The sequence below is a fragment of the Kitasatospora sp. NPDC023118 genome (genome assembly GCF_055560875.1).
Window position 1 is genome coordinate 76,909 of sequence record NZ_JBVHHW010000008.1, and the last position, 16,288, is coordinate 93,196.

General features: G+C 73.9%; 15 protein-coding genes and 1 pseudogene. 4 read left to right on the plus strand and 12 right to left on the minus strand.

Features of this window, described 5'->3' with window-relative positions:
• The first annotated feature begins 10 nt into the window (after positions 1 to 10).
• Both ACZ3UD_RS12480 and ACZ3UD_RS12485 read left to right on the plus strand, forming a co-directional pair.
• Positions 11 to 682 (plus strand): TetR/AcrR family transcriptional regulator, encoded by a 672-nt coding sequence (locus ACZ3UD_RS12480; RefSeq protein ID WP_465585577.1) that lies wholly within the window; start codon positions 11 to 13, stop codon positions 680 to 682.
• 146 nt (positions 683 to 828) lie between these two features.
• Entirely contained in the window at positions 829 to 1,353 is a 525-nt protein-coding gene (locus tag ACZ3UD_RS12485; RefSeq protein ID WP_465585579.1) for a universal stress protein, read from the plus strand.
• A gap of 57 nt (positions 1,354 to 1,410) precedes the next feature.
• Here ACZ3UD_RS12485 and ACZ3UD_RS12490 read toward each other — a convergent pair whose 3' ends face one another.
• The 3 genes from ACZ3UD_RS12490 to ACZ3UD_RS12500 all read right to left on the minus strand — a co-directional run bounded on the left by ACZ3UD_RS12490 (position 1,411) and on the right by ACZ3UD_RS12500 (position 3,990).
• Positions 1,411 to 2,121: an alpha/beta hydrolase family protein gene (locus ACZ3UD_RS12490; RefSeq protein WP_465585581.1), complete on the minus strand. Its 711-nt coding sequence runs from the start codon at positions 2,119 to 2,121 to the stop codon at positions 1,411 to 1,413.
• Between the two features lie 398 nt (positions 2,122 to 2,519).
• Complete coding sequence (locus tag ACZ3UD_RS12495; RefSeq protein ID WP_465585582.1) at positions 2,520 to 3,278, minus strand: VOC family protein; 759 nt, start codon at positions 3,276 to 3,278, stop codon at positions 2,520 to 2,522.
• Between the two features lie 70 nt (positions 3,279 to 3,348).
• The gene (locus ACZ3UD_RS12500) at positions 3,349 to 3,990 is read right to left on the minus strand and encodes an alpha-ketoglutarate-dependent dioxygenase AlkB (RefSeq protein ID WP_465585583.1); all 642 of its coding nucleotides are present in this window, start codon (positions 3,988 to 3,990) and stop codon (positions 3,349 to 3,351) included.
• A 200-nt stretch (positions 3,991 to 4,190) separates the two neighbouring features.
• On the opposite strand from ACZ3UD_RS12500, the gene ACZ3UD_RS12505 reads away from it, so the two are divergent.
• Complete coding sequence (locus ACZ3UD_RS12505; protein ID WP_465585584.1) at positions 4,191 to 4,799, plus strand: hypothetical protein; 609 nt, start codon at positions 4,191 to 4,193, stop codon at positions 4,797 to 4,799.
• A gap of 106 nt (positions 4,800 to 4,905) precedes the next feature.
• Positions 4,906 to 5,424, plus strand: a complete 519-nt coding sequence (locus ACZ3UD_RS12510; protein WP_465585586.1) for a universal stress protein — start codon at positions 4,906 to 4,908, stop codon at positions 5,422 to 5,424.
• A gap of 34 nt (positions 5,425 to 5,458) precedes the next feature.
• Here the strand turns inward: ACZ3UD_RS12510 and ACZ3UD_RS12515 are convergent, their stop codons facing one another.
• The 9 genes and pseudogenes from ACZ3UD_RS12515 to ACZ3UD_RS12555 all read right to left on the minus strand — a co-directional run.
• On the minus strand, positions 5,459 to 7,102 hold the full coding sequence (locus tag ACZ3UD_RS12515) for an amidohydrolase (RefSeq protein WP_465585587.1): 1,644 nt from the start codon (positions 7,100 to 7,102) through the stop codon (positions 5,459 to 5,461).
• Entirely contained in the window at positions 7,060 to 7,941 is an 882-nt protein-coding gene (locus tag ACZ3UD_RS12520; RefSeq protein ID WP_465585588.1) for a PaaX family transcriptional regulator, read from the minus strand. The genes ACZ3UD_RS12515 and ACZ3UD_RS12520 overlap by 43 nt, the downstream gene beginning before the upstream one ends.
• Before the next feature lie 110 nt (positions 7,942 to 8,051).
• Entirely contained in the window at positions 8,052 to 8,804 is a 753-nt protein-coding gene (locus tag ACZ3UD_RS12525; protein WP_465585590.1) for a maleate cis-trans isomerase family protein, read from the minus strand.
• Positions 8,805 to 8,841: 37 nt separating this feature from the next.
• Positions 8,842 to 9,735, minus strand: coding sequence for a fumarylacetoacetate hydrolase family protein (locus ACZ3UD_RS12530; protein ID WP_465585592.1), 894 nt, complete (start codon positions 9,733 to 9,735; stop codon positions 8,842 to 8,844).
• Positions 9,736 to 9,760: 25 nt separating this feature from the next.
• Complete coding sequence (locus ACZ3UD_RS12535) at positions 9,761 to 10,885, minus strand: cupin domain-containing protein (RefSeq protein WP_465585593.1); 1,125 nt, start codon at positions 10,883 to 10,885, stop codon at positions 9,761 to 9,763.
• Entirely contained in the window at positions 10,882 to 11,853 is a 972-nt protein-coding gene (locus ACZ3UD_RS12540) for a carbon-nitrogen hydrolase family protein (protein WP_465585595.1), read from the minus strand. The genes ACZ3UD_RS12535 and ACZ3UD_RS12540 overlap by 4 nt, the downstream gene beginning before the upstream one ends.
• 2 nt (positions 11,854 to 11,855) lie before the next feature.
• Positions 11,856 to 14,249, minus strand: a complete 2,394-nt coding sequence (locus ACZ3UD_RS12545) for an oxidoreductase (protein ID WP_465585597.1) — start codon at positions 14,247 to 14,249, stop codon at positions 11,856 to 11,858.
• Entirely contained in the window at positions 14,246 to 14,662 is a 417-nt protein-coding gene (locus tag ACZ3UD_RS12550; RefSeq protein ID WP_465585861.1) for an acyl-CoA thioesterase, read from the minus strand. The genes ACZ3UD_RS12545 and ACZ3UD_RS12550 overlap by 4 nt, the downstream gene beginning before the upstream one ends.
• Positions 14,663 to 16,273: pseudogene (locus ACZ3UD_RS12555) on the minus strand (AMP-binding protein); the annotation flags it as partial.
• Between the last annotated feature and the right edge of the window lie 15 nt (positions 16,274 to 16,288).

A 16,288-nucleotide genomic window follows, 5' to 3' on the forward strand; every position in this document is an offset into this window, starting at 1 on the left:
GGGTCGGGGCATGGCACCGAGCAGCGCGAACCCCCCGGGACGGCTCCGGCGCGACGCGCAGCGCAACCGGGACCTGCTGCTCGCCGCCGCCCGCGAGATGTTCTCCCGACACGGCCTCGACGTCCCCCTGGACCAGATCGCCAAGGAGGCCGGCGTCGGCAACGCCACCCTCTACCGGCACTTCCCGACCCGCGAGGCACTGATCGCCGAGGTCTTCGCGGACGCCGGGGCCGGCCTGGCCTCGGCGGGGGAGGAGGCGCTCGCCACCGAGGACGCCTGGACCGGCCTGGAACGCTACTTCGGGCGGATCTTCGAGCTCGTCGCCGCCGACCGGGGCATCAACGACCTGGTCACCCAGGCCATCCCGACCATCCCCGGAATGATCGAGATCAGCCGCAGACACGCCGCCACCGTCGGCGCCCTGATCACCCGCGCCCAGGAGCAGGGCACCATGCGGCGCGACGTGGTCACCATGGACCTGCTCTTCCTGCTCGGCCCGCTCTGCCGCGCCCTGCCCGCCGCCACCGAGCTGCGCCCCGACCTCTGGCGCCGCTTCCTCGCCCTGCTGCTGGACGGCTTCCGCGCGCAGGCCACCCACCCGCTGCCGGTCCCGCCGATCGGCGAGGAGTACCTGGACCGGATGTTCGCCGACCTGTGGGAGGCGGAGGCGCCGGAGGCCTGACCGGCCCCCGGCGCATCAGGGACGCGTACGGAACGTCGGGTGCGGCGTCAGGGCCGTGTCAACGGGCGGGGCCGGCGGGGCGAGGGCGGTTTTGCTGGGGTGGCGCGGGTCGGTTCGGTGACGCGGACGGAGAGGCAGGGGCGACCATGGCGGACACGGGAGCGGACGAGGGCCGGATCGTGGTCGGCGTCAGCGGCTCACTCGGCAGCCTCGCCGCCCTCCACCACGCGGTCGCCGAGGCCCGGCGCACGGACGTCGAGGTGCTCGCGGTGCTGTGCTGGACCCCGCCCGGCGACGAGCTCGGATACCGCCGCTCCGTCTGCCCGCCGGTGCTCAACGCCGGCCGCGACGCCGCCGTCGCGCGACTGCGGCAGGCGCTCGACGAGGCCTTCGCCGGTTGCCACGCCGGCGCCCGGCTGCGCTGCCAGGCCGTCCGCGGGGACACCGGCCACGCCCTGGTGCGCAGCGCCGACCGGCCCGGGGACGTGCTGGTGCTCGGCGCGGGCCGCGAGCGCGGCCGCCTGTCCCGGCTGATCCGGCCGTCGGTCACCGCCTATTGCGTGCGGCACGCCACCTGCCCGGTGCTGACCGTGCCGCGCTCGCCGCTCCAGCGGGACCTGGAGGCGCTGGAACGCGGGTACGGGCTAAGGGAATTGGTGGCGGGGAACTGAGGCCCGGGGGCGCCGATGGTGCCGGCCGGCTGCGACGGGGCAGCTACGGCGGTTCGGCTACGGCAGGCCGGCGGCCCGGGCCAGGACGGCGGCGGTCCGGCGACCGGCGTTCAGGGTGTCGGGGTCCGTGGCGGGCAGGCAGCGCCCGGCCTCGGGGTTGTAGGCGGTCATGATCACGCCGGCGTGGTCGGTGGGGAGTTCGAGCAACTCGGCGGTCGGTACGACGGCGTGCAACTGGCGGGTGAGCTCCGCCGGAACCACCTCGTCCGTCGTGCCGTGCACCAGCCGGATCGGGACCGGGGACGGGCTCGCGGCGAGGAGGTCGAGCGGGCAGTCGCCGGTGGTGGCGGCCGGGCGGCCGTAGGCGGAGGCGATGCCGACGGCGGCGGTGGGACGCAGCTCGGCGGGGGTGTCGGGGTGGGTGGCCACGGCGACCGCCTCCCGGCCGCCGAGCGACCAGCCGGCCAGTACGAAGCGCTCCGGATCCCCGCCGTACGCAGCGGCGTTGCGGCGGGCGAAGGCGAGCGAGGAGAGCAGGTCGGCGCGGCCGCGGTCCTCGCGGTCGGAGCGCCAGTCCGGGACGAGCACCAACAGGCCGAGCCCGGCGGCCTCCTGGGCGAGCGTCGCCATCACGTCGCGCTCGTCCGGGCCCGAGCCGTGCCAGAGCAGCACCACCGGGGCGGGCCCGGCGGCGCCGGCGGTCGGGCGGTGGACGTCCAGCAGACGTCCGTCCGCGTACGGAACGACCTCAGGTTGAGTGCTCGTCATGCCGGGTTCCCCTCCGATTCGGTGCCTGATCACGAAACTGGTACTGTACTTCCTGTCGCGAGGGAGACGATCTCTCGTCAGGCGTCAGTGGTGCTACCAGAGCACGTCCTACTTTCAGTAGGGAGAGTCCGTGCGACCCGGGCCTGGCGCTCCATGGTCGGACGGGGCCCGGCACCTACTCAGGTGCCGGGCCCCGTCCGCGTTTCTCCTCGGCGCCGAAGTGCCCGCGCAGCTCTTCGAACACGCCCTCATCGGCACAGCCGGCCAGGGTGTGGTTGTCCTCGAGGTTGGTCAGGTACGCGGTCAGGAAGTAACTCGTGGGGCCGCCGTAACGGCCGTGACGGACAGTCGGCTCACGGCCCGGGCGGGTCAGCTCGGGGTGCTTGGTGCCGGTCGTCTCAGGCGGCCTCCGCGGCGTCGTCGGACGGGACGGCGATCAGGACGAACTCCGCGCCGGCGTCGTCCCGGACCAGGGCCGAGCGGCCGAAGGGCGTGGGCCCGGGACCGGTGAGGACGCTGCCGCCGAGGGTGTGGAGCCGGGTGGCGGCGCGGTCGGTGTCGGCGGTGGCGAAGTGGGCGCGCCAGGCGGCGGTGGCCCGCGGTGGGTCGGACGGGCCGATCCCACAGGCGGGCAGGCCCGCGACCCGGGCGAGGGCGTGTCCCGCGCGCGGGCGGTCGTAGCCGTAGCCGAAGACCTCGCGGTAGAAGGCGCGGGCGGCGTCCGGGTCGGGGGAGAGGTGCTCGTTCCAGGTGAGCGTGCCCGGCTCGTTGACCAGCCCGGCGCCGTCGACGGCGTCCCCCTGCCACAGGCCGAAGGGCGCGCCGAGCGGGTCCACGGCGAGGGCGGCGCGGCCCTGGTCGGGCACATCGTACGGCGCGCGGGTGATCCGCCCGTCGGCGGCGCGGATCAGCGCGACGGTACGGCTCAGATCGGCGCAGGCGAGGTACGTGTTCCAGGCGGCGGACGCCGCGCCGGGTGCGGAGGCGATCGCCGCGACCTGCGCGCCGCAGCGGGTGGCGACGGCCTCGCCGGGGCCGGTCGGGACGAACTCCCAGGCGAACAGCGCGCGGTAGAAGCGCTGCGCGCGCCGGACGTCCGGGGTCGTCAGCACGACCCAGCAGGGGACGCCCTCGTGGTACCGGCCCGCCTTCGGCATGCCGCCCTCCTGGTGCCATCGGCCCACTCGTCAGCCTCCGCGCCCGGCGGGCGGGTGGCAAGCGGGGCCCTCAGGCGACCCCGCGCGGGCGGAACTGGATGCTGATCCGCGGGCCCACCGGGCGGGCCGTCTTCGGGATCGCGTGCTCCCAGGTGCGCTGGCAGGAGCCGCCCATCACCACCAGGTCGCCGTGGCCGAGCGGTCGGCGGACGACGGCTCCGCCGCCGGCACGTGGCCGCAGCGCCAGCGTGCGCGGCTCGCCCACCGACAGGATCGCCACCATGGTGTCCTCACGGGCGCCGCGCCCGATCCGGTCACCGTGCCAGGCCACGCTGTCCCGGCCGTCCCGGTAGTAGCAGAGCCCGAGGGTGCGGAACGGCTCGCCCAGTTCCGGCGCGTAGTGGCCGCTCAGCGCCGTGCGGGCCGCGCCGAGGACGGGGTGTGGCGGCTCGGCCTCCGCCGGGTAGGAGGCGAGCAGTCGTGGGACGTCGACCGTCCGCTCGTACATCTCGCGCCGCTCGGCCCGCCAGGGCACCGTCGCGGCCAGCTGTTCGAACAGCTCGTCCGCTCCGTGCAGCCAGCCGGGCAGCACGTCCAGCCAGGCGCCGTCGCCGAGCACCAGCCGCCGCAGGCCGTCGAGCGGGCCGAGGCGGACGCCCCCGGTGTCGCCGTCGTCGAACAGCGAGGGCTGGAGGTGGACGGTGCTGTGCATGGGGCCAGCCTACGCCTTGAATCGAACACCTGCTCGAACAGCTGGTATCGCCGTTCACTGTTCGGTGCCGACCCTGTCGCCGTGCAGTCCATCGCCGACACCCTGCAGCGGCAACTGCGGGACCTGCGCCTCCTCGCCCCGCTCTGATGCCCGGCTGAAGCCGCAGGGCGGGCTCTCCGCCCAGCCGCTAGCCTGCGGCCATGGCGATCAACGGCTTCGGGGTCACCGAGTTCCAGCTCGTACTGCTTCGCCGGATGGCCGACTACCACCCCGAACTGGTCGAGGACGCGGTGAGGCGGCTCGGTGCCACGCGTGCCTCGATGCGGGAGGCGAACAAGCGCTGGCAGGCGATGGTCCGCGCGCCCCGGTTCCCGCGCGGCGCCGCCCGGTACGCCGCGGTGCTGGGGCCGGCGGAGGTGAGCCTGCCACGGCGGATCGGGGATCTGGCGTGTGTGGCGCGGCAGTGGGCGCTGCCGCTCTGGCCCGAGCTGCGCTTCGAGATCCTGCTCGGCCCGGCGGGGACCGGTGCGCCGCTGCTGAACGAGTGGCTGGTCCGGGCGGCCGGAGCATCCGCCCCCGCGCTGCGGACGCGGGCGGACCTGGCGCCGTGGGGCTGCGTGGTGGGCGATGTGGGCGCAGCCTTTCCGGGGGCCGTGCCGCGCGAGGGGAGTGCGCCGACCCGGTTCCAGCTGGACTTCGAGGCGCCGGACGCGGACGGGCGGGTGCGCGCGTGGACGGCCGACTTCACCTGGGGGCTGTTGCAGGAGGTCCGACCGGCCGAGGGGGCAGCCGGGCCGTCCATCGGTTGATGCAAGGCGATATTCAGTTAATGCCTTTGATTTGCAGGCTGCAGCGAGGTGGTGGCAGCATAATCGCAGACACGGAACCAGTCCTGGAATCGGAAAGCGAAGGATCATGTCGCCCGTCGCGCGCGTCATCGTCGGAGTCAGCGGCTCGCTGCACAGTCTCACCGCCCTGCACCGGGCGGCCGAGGAGGCCCGGGCCCGGCAGGCCGTGCTGGTCCCGGTGCTCGCCTGGACCCCGGTCGGCGGCGAGCGCAACTACCGCGCCCGGCCCTGCCCGCCGCTGCTGCGCGCCTGGCAGGACGCCGCCGAGGACCGCCTCGAGCGCGCGCTGGAGCAGGCCTTCGGCGGCCTGCCGATCGGCGTACCGGTGCGGCCGTTGGTCATGCGCGGCGAGGCCGGTCAGGTGCTCGCCGAGCTGGCCGACCGGCCGGGCGACCTGCTGGTGATCAGTGCCGGCCGACACGGCACGACGCGCGGACGGCTGCGCCGGCTGCTGCGCGGCTCGGTCGGTCGCTACTGCCTCGACCACGCGCCGTGCGGCGTGCTCGTCGTCCCGCCGTCCACCCTGCACGAGGACCTGCGCGCGCTGCACCGAGGCGTCGACCTGCGGGAGCTCATCGCGGCCTGAGTGCCGACCCGCAGCGCCGCCGCCCGGCGGCCCGTCAACTCCGGTGCACCGTCCGCCCGCCGACCACCGTGCGGGCGGGCCGCAGCTCGCGCAGCGCGTCCACCGGACAGCTCAGCGGATCCAGCGGCCACAGCGTCAGATCGGCGAGCGCGCCCGGCCGCAGGCAGCCGCGCTCGGCGCTCTCGGCGGTCAGTCGGGCGGCGTTCACGGTGTGCAGCGCGATCGCCTCTCCCCGCTCGATCGCGTGCTCCGGGCCGACCACCCCGGCCGTGGTGTCGCGGGTGGTCATGCCCCACACCGACACCATCGCCCCGTACGGGCCGACCGGGAAGTCCGAGCCGGCCGAGAGCTGTGCTCCCTCGTCCAGCCACTCGCGCAGCGGGAACAGCGCCGCGGTGCGCTCCTCGCCCCAGGCCCGCTGCTGGGCGAGCGCGCCGTCGTGCAGCAGCGGGTGCTGCACGGTCACCGGCACGCCGAGCGCGATCGCCCGGGCCCGCTGGTCGGCCCGGGCCAGCCCGCCGTGCTCGACCACCAAGGTGCCGGGTGGCAGGCCTGGACGGCGCTTCACCACCTGCTCGAAGACGTCCAGCAGCACCCGCAGGCCGCGATCGCCCCAGGCGTGCACGCCGACCCGCCAGCCGCGTCCGACCGCCCGGTCCACCGCCGCGAGCAGTTCCCCGGGCTCCCAGAGCAACCGCCCGTGGTAGCAGGGCTGCCCGTGGTACGGCTCCTCCAGCGCGCCTGCCTCGAAGCCGCCGTCGATGCCGAACTTGACGCCCCACAAGCGGAGTTGATCGTCGTCCCGGCCGGTCGCCCGCCAGTCGTCCATCCGGTCCAGCAGTGCGTCCACCTGCTCCGGCGTGCGGGCGGCGAAGCCGGAGACCAGCGCCCGGACCCGCACGGCGAGCGCGCCCTCGGCGCGGGCCGCGTGCAGCACGTCGAGGTCCTCCACCGGCACCAGGCAGTCCCGTACGGTGCCGATCCCGGTGGCGGCGTAGCCGGCGGAGGCCGCGCGCAGGCCCTCGATCCGCTCGGCGAGGGTCGGGTGCGGCAGCACCCGCTCGACCAACTCGATCGCCCGGTTGATCAGCCGGCCGGTCGGCCGCCCCCGGTCGTCGCGCTCGATCACCCCGCCGGGCGGCGCCTCGGTGGCATCGGTGATCCCGGCCAGTCGCAGCGCGGGCGAGTTGAGCACCATGTTGTACGCGCCACGGCGCACCAGCACCGGGTGGTCGGCGGTGGCGCCGTCCAACTCCTCGGTGGTGGGCAGCCGTTGCTCGGCCAGCAGCACTTCCTGCCAGTTGACCGTGGTGCGGATCCACTCCCCGGCGGGGGTGTGGGCGGCGCGCTCGCGGATCAGGTCGAGGAACTCGGCGAGGTCATGGGCGCGGTGGACGGGGACGCCGTGGACGCTGTGGCCCGCCATGATCAGGTGGGTGTGGGTGTCGTCGAAGGCGGGCAGCACCGTCGCGTCCGGGGCGTCCACCACCTCGGTGCCGGGACCGATCAGGGCGTCCAGGCCGGCGGGCTCGGGCGCGAGGGCGGTGATCCGGCCGCCGGTGACGGCGACCGCCCGCCGCGGCGGCTCGCCGGGGGCCCGGCCGGGGTCGAGGGTGTGGACGGCGGCGGCGCGGATCAGCAGGTCGGCGGGGGAGTGGTCGGTCTTTCCGTCGGACATGGCGGCTCCTGGGAACGGGACAGCCCGGTGACCTTCTCGACGTACCGCAGACTGGACTCGGCGAGCCGTCCGTGCAACTCGGTGAACACGGCGCGGGCCGGGACGGCGTTCCAGTCGGCGGGCAGCAGCGGCGCGGGCAGCCCGGGGTCGAGGTAGGGCAGCCGGCGCCATTCGGTGAGCATCGGCACGTAGTCCCGAAACGCCTCTACCGGGTCGGTCCGCTCCTGCCCGCGCAGCTCTTCGGCGACCGGGCGCCAGGCGTCGGTGAAGGCCGCGTACTGCGCCTCGATCGCCGGGAGGTCCCACCAACTCGCCACCGCCGTCCGGAGTTCGGCGAAGCCGGCGTACTCGGCGGAGAGGAAGAGGTGGACGTAGGCGCTCAGCCCGAGGCGCTCCAGCAGGCGGCGGGCGTCCGGCAGCAGCCGGGCGGGCGCAAGCCAGACGCCGGGGGCGGCGTTGCCGAAGCCGAGCCAGCTGAGCCGGGATCGCAGCTGGTGGCGGTGGGCGCGTTCGGACTCGGGCACCGAGAAGACCGCCACCACCCAGCCGTCGGCGAGTTCGGCGGGCTCCAGGCTGTGGAAGATCCGCCGGTCGCCCTCCTCGAACACCGGGTCCATCGCGGGGTCGAGCCGGTAGCCGGTGCCCGTGCGGCGTTCCTGGAGCAGGGTGCCGGCCTTCTTCAGCCGGGAGATCGCCGAGCGGACGGCCGGGCCGTCGACGTCCAGTTCGGCCATCAGCGCGATCAGGTCGGCGATCGATATCCAGCCGCCGCGGCGGCGGACGTACTCGCCGTAGATGGTGTGGATCAGGGAGCTGGGCCGGGGCGCGCTCTCCGACATGCCTGGGCCCTCCTCCCCGACGGCTGGTGGTGATCATAGCGGCGGTGTCGCGTTCCAGGTGCTGGTGTCCGCGCGCAGGAGACTGTGTGCGGGTGCCTGCGCATGAGCACCTATGCGTAAGCGCCGGACAGCAGGTGCCCGGCGCCGGGGGCGAAGGCGGGCAGGCCGAGGGCGCGCAGGAGTTGGTGGGTGGTGCAGATCGAGGCCGAGACCACCGGCTTGCCGAGCTGCTGCTCGGCCTCCTCGACGGCCGACAGCGAGGGCATCTGCACGCAGGCGGAGAGCACCACGGCGTCGGCCTCGGCGTGCGCGAGGCCCTTGGCGATCGCGGGCAGCCGGGCCGGGTCGTGGGCGGCCACGTCGAGGTTGTCGGCGATCTCCAGGGCGGCGTGGTCGAGCACTTCGATGCCCTCCTGGGCGAGGTAGTCGACCACCGTACGGGCCAGCGGCCGCAGGTACGGGGTGACCATGGCGACCTTCTTGGCGCCGAGCGTGTGCAGGCCGGTCACCAGGGCGCCGGCGCTGGTGACCACGGGCGCGGGCGCGCCGTTCTCCACCGTGCGCCGGTGCAGCCGCTGTTCGGCCTCGCGGTGGTAGCCGGGGCCGGTGGCCATCACCGCGACCAGGCAGGCGTAACCGATCACGTCGACCCGGGCGTCCGAGAGTTCGGCGGCGCAGCGGTCGGACTCGGCGTCCATGGCGCGCAGTTGCTCGGGGGTGACCCTGGTCATCCGCATCCGGCTGGAGTGGAAGGTGAACCGTTCGGGGGCGACCGCCTCGCGGGCCCGCAGCAGGGCGGGGACCTCGGTCTCCATGGTGACGTTGGAGCTCGGGACGATCTGGCCGATCCGGTACGTCGGCATCAGCGGGTGCTCCTTTCTGCGGGCGATCAGCGGGCGCTCAGCGGGCGTCGATCACGGGGTTGGCGAGTGTGCCGATTCGCTCGATGGTGGCCTCGACCAGGTCGCCGGGCTGCAGGAACTGCGGCGGGACCATCCCGGCGCCCACCCCCGAGGGGGAGCCGGTGGAGATCACATCGCCCGGTTCCAGGGTCATGCCGGAGGAGATGTCGGCGATCAGCCGGGCGATGCCGAACAGCATGTACCGGGTGTTGGAGTTCTGCCGCAGCTCGCCGTTGACCCGCAGCGAGAGGTCGAGCCGCTGGGGGTCGGGGATCTCGTCGGCGGTGACCACGCCCGGGCCGAACGGCGCGTAGCTGTCCTGGCCCTTGGAGAAGAACCACTGCCCGGAGCGGCGCTGGTCGCGGGCGCTGATGTCGTTGACGATGCTGTAGCCGAACACGTGTCGCAGGGCGTCCTGTTCGGCCACCCGGTAGGCGGGTTCGCCGATCACCACCGCGAGTTCGCACTCCCAGTCGAGCTGCTTGGTGAGGTCGGCGTTGTGCAGGATCGGCTGGCCCGGCCCGGTGACGGCGGTGGCGGGTTTGCCGAACAGGACCGGGCGGTCCGGGAGTTCGCGCTCGGTGTCCAGGCTGCGGTGAGATTCGGCCACGTGCTCCACGTAGTTGAGGCCGATGCCGATGATCTTGCCCGGACGCAGCGGGGCGCGCAGCGAGACCTCGGCGAGCGGCCGGGTGTCCGGGCTTGTGGCGAGCAGCTCGCGGGCGGTGGCCAGCGCGGGCGCCCCGGCCCGGATCAAGCCGAGCAGGTCGCTGGGGAGTCGGGCCCCGGCGGCGGTGGCGAGGGCGGTCAGGTCGGCGACCCGGTCGGTGCCGATCCGGGCGCCGAGGCGCGGGGTGTCGTCGCCGTCGGCGCAGTAGGTCAGCAGGTGCATGGTTGCGGGGCTCCCGTGTCGAGTGTTACGAGGCGGTGGTGGGCTGGTGTCCGTCGTGGTCCGGGTAGGCCTCCTCGCGGTAGAGGCCGAGCGAGTGCATCACCGGGAAGTCGTTGAAGGAGAACAGGCAGGCGTCCTCGCCCTGGTCGAGGTTCGCGTGCTCGTGCCAGGCCCAGGACGGGACGACGAAGATGTCGCCCTGCTGCCACTCGAAGCGCTGCCCGGCGATCACCGAGACGCCGCGTCCCTTGGCCGCGGTGTAGACCACCGAGCCAGTGTGCCGGTGGGCGCGGGTGGCCTGGCCGGGGCGCAGTAGTTGCAGGTGGGCGGCCATGGTGGGCATCACCGAGCCGCCGGTGAGCGGATTGGTGTACTCCATCACCACGCCGTCGTAGGGCGATCCCTCGGTGGCGCGGGCGAGTTGGCACAGCGCGTGGTAGCTGGGATCCCAAGGCCAGCCGAGCAGCGGGGAGTACGGCCGGGTCCACTTCTCGACGCCGTATGGGAGCAGGTTGCCGCCGTAGCTGAGCAGCGAGGAGTTCACCACCGGGCCGGGCCGCTGGTAGAGCTCGGGGTGGACCTCGTAGAAGTTGGCGTCGAGGGTGTTGACCAGCGGGATGTCCAGGCCGTCCTGCCAGATCACCGGGTTGTCCTCGGCCTCGTTGCCGTGCTCGTGCCAGGTGTTGTTGGGAGTGATCGCGAAGTCGCGCGGGCCGACCTTGAGCTTCTGCCCGTCGACGATGGTCCAGGCACCGGCGCCCTCGTGGACGAAGCGCAGCGCGGAGGCCTGGTGGCGGTGCGCGGTCATCGCCTCGCCGGGGCCCATGATCTGCAGGCCGGTGTACAACAGACCGACGGCGGCGCTGAGTTCGCGGCGTCCCGGGTTGACCAGCATCACCACCCGGCGGCCGGCGTCGTCGGCCTTCACCAGTGGGAGCGCCTTGCGGACCAGGGGGCGCAGGTCGGCGTAGCGCCAGAGCACCGGGACGGACCGGGGCTGTGGGTACCAGGGCTCGATCTCGTTCGCCACCGTCCACAGGGCACCGGCCTCGTGCTTGGCCAACTCCTCGTAGTAGGCGAGCAGTTCGGGACTGTCGTTGACCCTCGCGCGGCCGATCCGGTCGTCGTCGTAGCTGTTCTCGCTGGTCATGCCTCCTCCTCGGGGAGCATCAGGGGCCGCAGCGGGCGGTTGTCCACGTGCAGCCGGAACACGTCGAAGCGGTTGTAGTGGCCGACGATGTCGTGCATCTGCTTGGGCTGGATGCAGCGGCCGAGGTCGATCTCGGCGTAGACGATGCCCTCCTCGTCCACCAGCGGCTCGGTGACCGCCCGGCCGTCCGGGCCGAAGATGCCGGAGAGCGCGTTGCGCGGGCGGGCGAGCTGCTTGCGGACCTGCTGGTCCTCGCCGGCGATCAGCTCCACCATCTCGGGTGAGATCGTGGAGCAGGAGACCACGGTGAACAGCTTGCCCTCGAAGCAGTGGGCGGCGGCGCGCAGCGCGATCGCCTCGGCCATGTCGTAGTCCTCGGGGGCCACCGGCAGGGCGATGTAGCTTGCCGCGTGGACCAGTTCGCCCTGGGCCAGCAGGGTGAAGCGGGCCAGGGTGTTGGTGTTCTCGCCGCAGGCCAGCGCGCCGAGCGGGCCGACGGCCGTGCGGTGGACCTTCAGCGAGCTGCCGTCGCCCTGGGTCCAGGTCAGCTTCTCGGCCCAGGTGGGCACCAATTTGCGGTGCACGCCGAGTAGTTCGCCGTCGGAGCCGATGATCAGCAGGGTGTTGTACAGCACCCCGAGGCTGTGCCGGCCGCGCTCGTTGACGCCGATCACCAGCACCACCCCGGCCTGCCGGGCGGCGGCCCGCAGGGTGTCCACGTACGGGCCGGGGACGTCCACGGCGGCGCGGTAGAGCCGCTCGTACCAGGGTGAGCCCTGCACCGGGGTCATCGTCCAGTTCCAGTAGGGGTAGCCGGGTACGAAGACCTCGGGGAAGACCACCAGTGCGGCGCCGTGGTCGGCGGCCTCGTGGATCAGGGCGACGGCCTTGTCCACGGTGGCGGCCGGGTCCAGGTAGACCGGGGCGGCCTGCACGGCGGCGGCGGTGAAGCGGGGCAGGTCCGGCATGCTCACTCCTCGGCTCGAACGGGCAGCCAGCGGCGGTGGACGGGCGGGGCGGGCTCGCGCAGCAGGTGCAGCCGCGGGGCGACCCGGTCGGCGCCGGGGCCGGGCGGTTTGCGGCTGCCCGCCCGCCAGGGTTCGGGCCAGCGGGCGCCCGGGCCGGTGTAGCCCTGGTCGGCGGCGGCGTGCAGGGTCCAGAGCGGGTCGTGGAGGTGGGCCCGGCCGATCGCGACCAGGTCGGCGCGGCCGGCGAGCAGCACGGAGTCGGCGTCGTCGTGCCCGGAGATCGCGCCGACCGCGACGGTGGGCAGCCCGGTGGCGGCGCGGATCAGCTCGGCGAACGGCGTCTGGTAGCCGCGTCCGTAGGGCGGCCGTTGGTGCGAGACGACCTCGCCGGTGGACACGTCCAGGGCGTCCGCGCCGGCGTCGGCCAGCGCGCGGCAGATCGCCACCGCCTCGGCCTCGGTGGTGCCGCCGGGGGCCCAGTCGGCGGCCGAGATCCGCACCAGCAGCGGCCGGCCGGCGGGCCAGGCGGCGCGGGCGGCGGCCAGCACCTCCAGCGGCAGCCGCAGCCGGTGGGCGAGCGGGCCGCCGTAGTGGTCGGTGCGGTGGTTGGTGAGCGGGGAGAGGAAGGAGGAGAGCAGGTGCCCGTGGCCGAACTGCAGCTCCAGCACGTCGAATCCGGCCCGGGCGGCCCGCTCGGCGGAGGCGGCGAAGTCGGCGGTGACGGCCGCGAGTTGGATCTCGTTGGCCTCGTGCGGGGTCGGGCTGTCGGCGTCCCAGGGCAGCGGCGAGGCGGCGAGCAGCGGCCAGCCCTCGGCGAGCGGGCGGCCGATGCCGTCCGGTCCGGGCGCGGTCGTCGCGGCCCGGCGGCCGGCGTGGGTGAGCTGGAGGCCGACCGGGGTGTCGCTCACCGCCCGTACGGCGTCGCGGAGTTCGGTCCAGGCCGCTTCCTGGCGGTCGCTCCACAGCCCGGGGCAGCGGTCGGTGGCCCGGCCCTCGGGGCTGACGGCCGTCATCCCGGCGAGCACCAGTCCGGCGCCGCCGAGCGCGTGGGCGGTCAGTTGGGCACGGTCGAAGGCGCTGGGCAGTGCGTCGGGGGAGGTGAAGGTGGCGAGTGGGGGCACCACGACGCGGTTGCGCAGCTCCAGCGCGGCGAGCTTCAGCGGCCGGAACATCGGCGGCACCCCGGGCGAGCCGCCGACGGCGGCGTCCACCGCGTCCACGAAGGCGGGGTCGCGGGCGCGCAGATTGCCGTAGGTGACCCGGCGGCTGCGGGTGAGCAGGTTGAAGGCGAACTGGTCGATGCCCTGCCCGGTGCGGCGCCCGACGGTCTCGAACCACTCCAGGCTGGCCTGCGCGGCTCGCTGGGTCGACTCCACCACCGGCCGGCGCTCGGCCTCGTAGGCGGCCAGGGCGCCGTCCAGGGTGGGCTGTTCACTCAGCACGGCGGCCAGGGCGAGGGCGTCCTCCAGGGCCATTTTGGTGCCCGAGCCGATCGAGAAGTGCGCGGAGTGCGCGGCGTCGCCGAGCAGCACCACGTTGCGGTGGCGCCAACTGGCGTTCCGTACTGTGGTGAAGCGGATCCAGCGGGAGGCGTTGGGGATCAGCCGGTGGCCGTCCAGGTGACCGGCGAGCAGCTCGGCGCAGCGGTTCACGCTCTCCTCGTCACTCTCGCCGCGTGTCAACTCCCGGGCGGCGAAGGCCTCGAAGCCCGCGCGGCGCCAGGCGTCCTCGGCGATCTCGACGATGAAGGTGGAGCGGGTCGGGCTGTACGGGTAGGCGTGCACCTGCAGGACGCCGAAGTCGAACTCCTCGACGATGAAGGTGAAGGCCTCGAAGACCTGGTCGGTGGCGAGCCAGATGTAGCGGCAGTTCCGCTCGTCCAGCTCGGTGCGGAAGGTGTCCGGGTGGGCCGCCCGGGTGGCCGAGTGGATGCCGTCGGCGGCCACCACCAGGTCGTATTCGGCTGACAGTTGCTCGACCGGCGGGGCGGGCGTGCGGTAGCGCACGTCCACCGCCAGCTCCGCGCAGCGCTGTTGCAGGATGGCGCGCAGGCGGTTGCGGTCCAGGGCGGCGAAGCCGTGGCCGCCGCTGGTGCGGACCTGCCCGGCGTAGCGGATGTCGATGTCGCTCCAGCGGGCGAACTCGGCGCTGATCGCGGCGAAGACCGCCGGGTCGGCCTGGGCGATGCCGTCCAGGGTCTCGTCGGAGAAGACCACGCCGAAGCCGAACTCGTCCTCCCGGGCGTCCCGTTCGAACACGGTGATCTCCCGGTTCGGTGCCAACTGCTTGGCCAGGGCGGCGAAGTAGAGCCCGCCCGGGCCGGCGCCGATCACCGCGATCCGGCGGGCCGCGGCCGTCATGTCCGCCCCGGCCGTCATGCGGGCCCCGGTCGTCATGCCAGCACCTCCGCCTGCTGCGGTCCGGCCTCGGCCAGTGCCCGGCGCACCGGTGCGGGCCAGGGCTCGGCGCCCTTGGTGTGCGGGGCGGCGTGCACCACCGACATCCGGCCGCTGGCGGCCAGCCCCTGCGGGCCGTGCACCTCGAAGGCGTAGTGCAGCGAGGAGCCGCCGACCCGGAGCACCCGCAGCTCGGTGCGGACCACGTCCCCGAACCAGAGCCGCTCGCGGTAGTCCGCCTCGAAGTGCACCCGGGGGATCCGCCCGAACAGCTCGGCCAGCCCGAGCCGGCGCAGCAGCGTCGCCTCCGCGGCCTCGGCCCAGCGCTGGACGGCCGAGAAGTGGTAGTGCCCGGCTGCGTCGGTGTCGGACCACTCGACCCGGCGCTCGATGGTGACGCTGGCGGGTTCCAAGGCGGCCCTCCTACGGAGTTCGGCGCGGAGCAGCTTGCCGGTCGGGGTGCGCGGCAGCTCGCTGACGAACTCCACGGCGCGCGGGTACTTGTACGGCGCGATGGTGCGCTTGACGTGGTCCTGGAGCTCCTTGACCGTCTCCGGCCCGGCGGACACGCCCTCGCGCAGTACGACGTACGCCTTGACCACCGTGCCGCGCCGTTCGTCCGGCGCGCCGACCACGGCGCTGTCGGCCACCGCGGGGTGGCCGGCGAGCGCCTGCTCCACCTCGGGCCCGGCGATGTTGTAGCCGGCCGAGACGATCATGTCGTCGTGGCGCGCCTGGTACCAGAAGTAGCCGTCCCGGTCGCGGACATAGGTGTCTCCGGTGAGGTTCCAGCCGTTGCGGACGTAGCCGCGCTGGCGCTCGTCGTCCAGGTAGCGGCAGCCGGTCGGGCCCTTGACCGCGAGCAGGCCGGGCTGGCCGTCCGGCACCGGGTCGCCGTGCTCGTCCAGGATCGCCGCCCGGTAGCCGGGCACGGGACGGCCGGTGGAGCCCGGGCGGATGTCCTGGTCGGCGGCCGAGATGAACACGTGCAGCAGCTCGGTCGCGCCGATACCGTCGATCAGCCGCTGTCCGGTGGCCTCGTGGAAGGCCTCCCAGACGGCGGCGGGCAGCGGCTCGCCGGCCGACACACAGCGCCGCACGCCGGCCAGCCGGTCGGCCAGCCCGGCGGCCAGGATCGTCCGGTAGGCGGTCGGTGCGGTGAACAGTACGGTCACGCCGTGGCGGGCCACCTGCTCGGCGAGCTGGTCGGGCGTGGCCTGCTCCAGCAGCAGGCTGGCGGCGCCGGCCCGTAGCGGGAACACCAGCAGGCCGCCGAGGCCGAAGGTGAAGCCGAGCGGCGGGGTGCCGGCGAACAGGTCGTCGGGGGTGGGGCGCAGCAGGTGGTGGGAGAAGGTGTCGGCGTTGGCCAGCACGTCGCGGTGGAAGTGCAGGGTGGCCTTGGGGCGGCCGGTGGTTCCGGAGGTGAAGGCGATCAGCGCGACGTCGTCGGCTGCGGTCGGTACGGCGGTGAAGCCGCTCGGCCGGGTGGCGGAGCGTACGGTGAGGTCCTCGGGGCCGGTGCCGCCGAAGGGGAGTATGCGCAGGTCGGGGGCGTTCGCCTGATGGAGTTCGGCGAGGAAGCGGTGGTCACACAGGGCGACGGTGGGTCGGGCTACTCGGATCAGCTCGGTCAGCTCGGTGGCGCGCAGCAGCGGCATGGTGGTGACGACCACCCCGCCGGCCTTCAGGACGCCGAGCCAACAAGCCGCCAGCCAGGGGGTGTTGGGGCCGCGTAGTAACACCCGGTTACCGGGGACGAGACCCAGGTCGTCGGTCAGCAGCCGGGCGATCCGGTCGGCGTGGTCGCGCAGGTCGCCGTAGCTCCACCGGTCGGTGGGGGTGAGCAGGCAGCGGCGGTCGGGGCCGAGGCGGGCGATCGTGTCGTCGAGCAGGGCGGCCGCGCAGTTCAGGCGGTCGGGGTAGGCCAACTCCGGTATATCGAAAAGGAGTTCTGGCCACTGGTCGAAGGGTGGGAGATGGTCGCGGCTGAACGTGTCCACATGTGCTGAGGGGGAGAGCTCCATGGGCGGGCACCTCAT

Excerpts from the sequence above, each read along its gene's own strand:
- ACZ3UD_RS12480 (WP_465585577.1), top strand. The coding sequence starts at position 11 with ATGGCACCGAGCAGCGCGAACCCCCCGGGACGGCTCCGGCGCGACGCG.
- ACZ3UD_RS12485 (WP_465585579.1), top strand. The coding sequence starts at position 829 with ATGGCGGACACGGGAGCGGACGAGGGCCGGATCGTGGTCGGCGTCAGC.
- ACZ3UD_RS12490 (WP_465585581.1), bottom strand. The coding sequence starts at position 2,121 with ATGACGAGCACTCAACCTGAGGTCGTTCCGTACGCGGACGGACGTCTG.
- ACZ3UD_RS12495 (WP_465585582.1), bottom strand. The coding sequence starts at position 3,278 with ATGCCGAAGGCGGGCCGGTACCACGAGGGCGTCCCCTGCTGGGTCGTG.
- ACZ3UD_RS12500 (WP_465585583.1), bottom strand. The coding sequence starts at position 3,990 with ATGCACAGCACCGTCCACCTCCAGCCCTCGCTGTTCGACGACGGCGAC.
- ACZ3UD_RS12505 (WP_465585584.1), top strand. The coding sequence starts at position 4,191 with ATGGCGATCAACGGCTTCGGGGTCACCGAGTTCCAGCTCGTACTGCTT.
- ACZ3UD_RS12510 (WP_465585586.1), top strand. The coding sequence starts at position 4,906 with ATGTCGCCCGTCGCGCGCGTCATCGTCGGAGTCAGCGGCTCGCTGCAC.
- ACZ3UD_RS12515 (WP_465585587.1), bottom strand. The coding sequence starts at position 7,102 with ATGTCCGACGGAAAGACCGACCACTCCCCCGCCGACCTGCTGATCCGC.
- ACZ3UD_RS12520 (WP_465585588.1), bottom strand. The coding sequence starts at position 7,941 with ATGTCGGAGAGCGCGCCCCGGCCCAGCTCCCTGATCCACACCATCTAC.
- ACZ3UD_RS12525 (WP_465585590.1), bottom strand. The coding sequence starts at position 8,804 with ATGCCGACGTACCGGATCGGCCAGATCGTCCCGAGCTCCAACGTCACC.
- ACZ3UD_RS12530 (WP_465585592.1), bottom strand. The coding sequence starts at position 9,735 with ATGCACCTGCTGACCTACTGCGCCGACGGCGACGACACCCCGCGCCTC.
- ACZ3UD_RS12535 (WP_465585593.1), bottom strand. The coding sequence starts at position 10,885 with ATGACCAGCGAGAACAGCTACGACGACGACCGGATCGGCCGCGCGAGG.
- ACZ3UD_RS12540 (WP_465585595.1), bottom strand. The coding sequence starts at position 11,853 with ATGCCGGACCTGCCCCGCTTCACCGCCGCCGCCGTGCAGGCCGCCCCG.
- ACZ3UD_RS12545 (WP_465585597.1), bottom strand. The coding sequence starts at position 14,249 with ATGACGACCGGGGCCCGCATGACGGCCGGGGCGGACATGACGGCCGCG.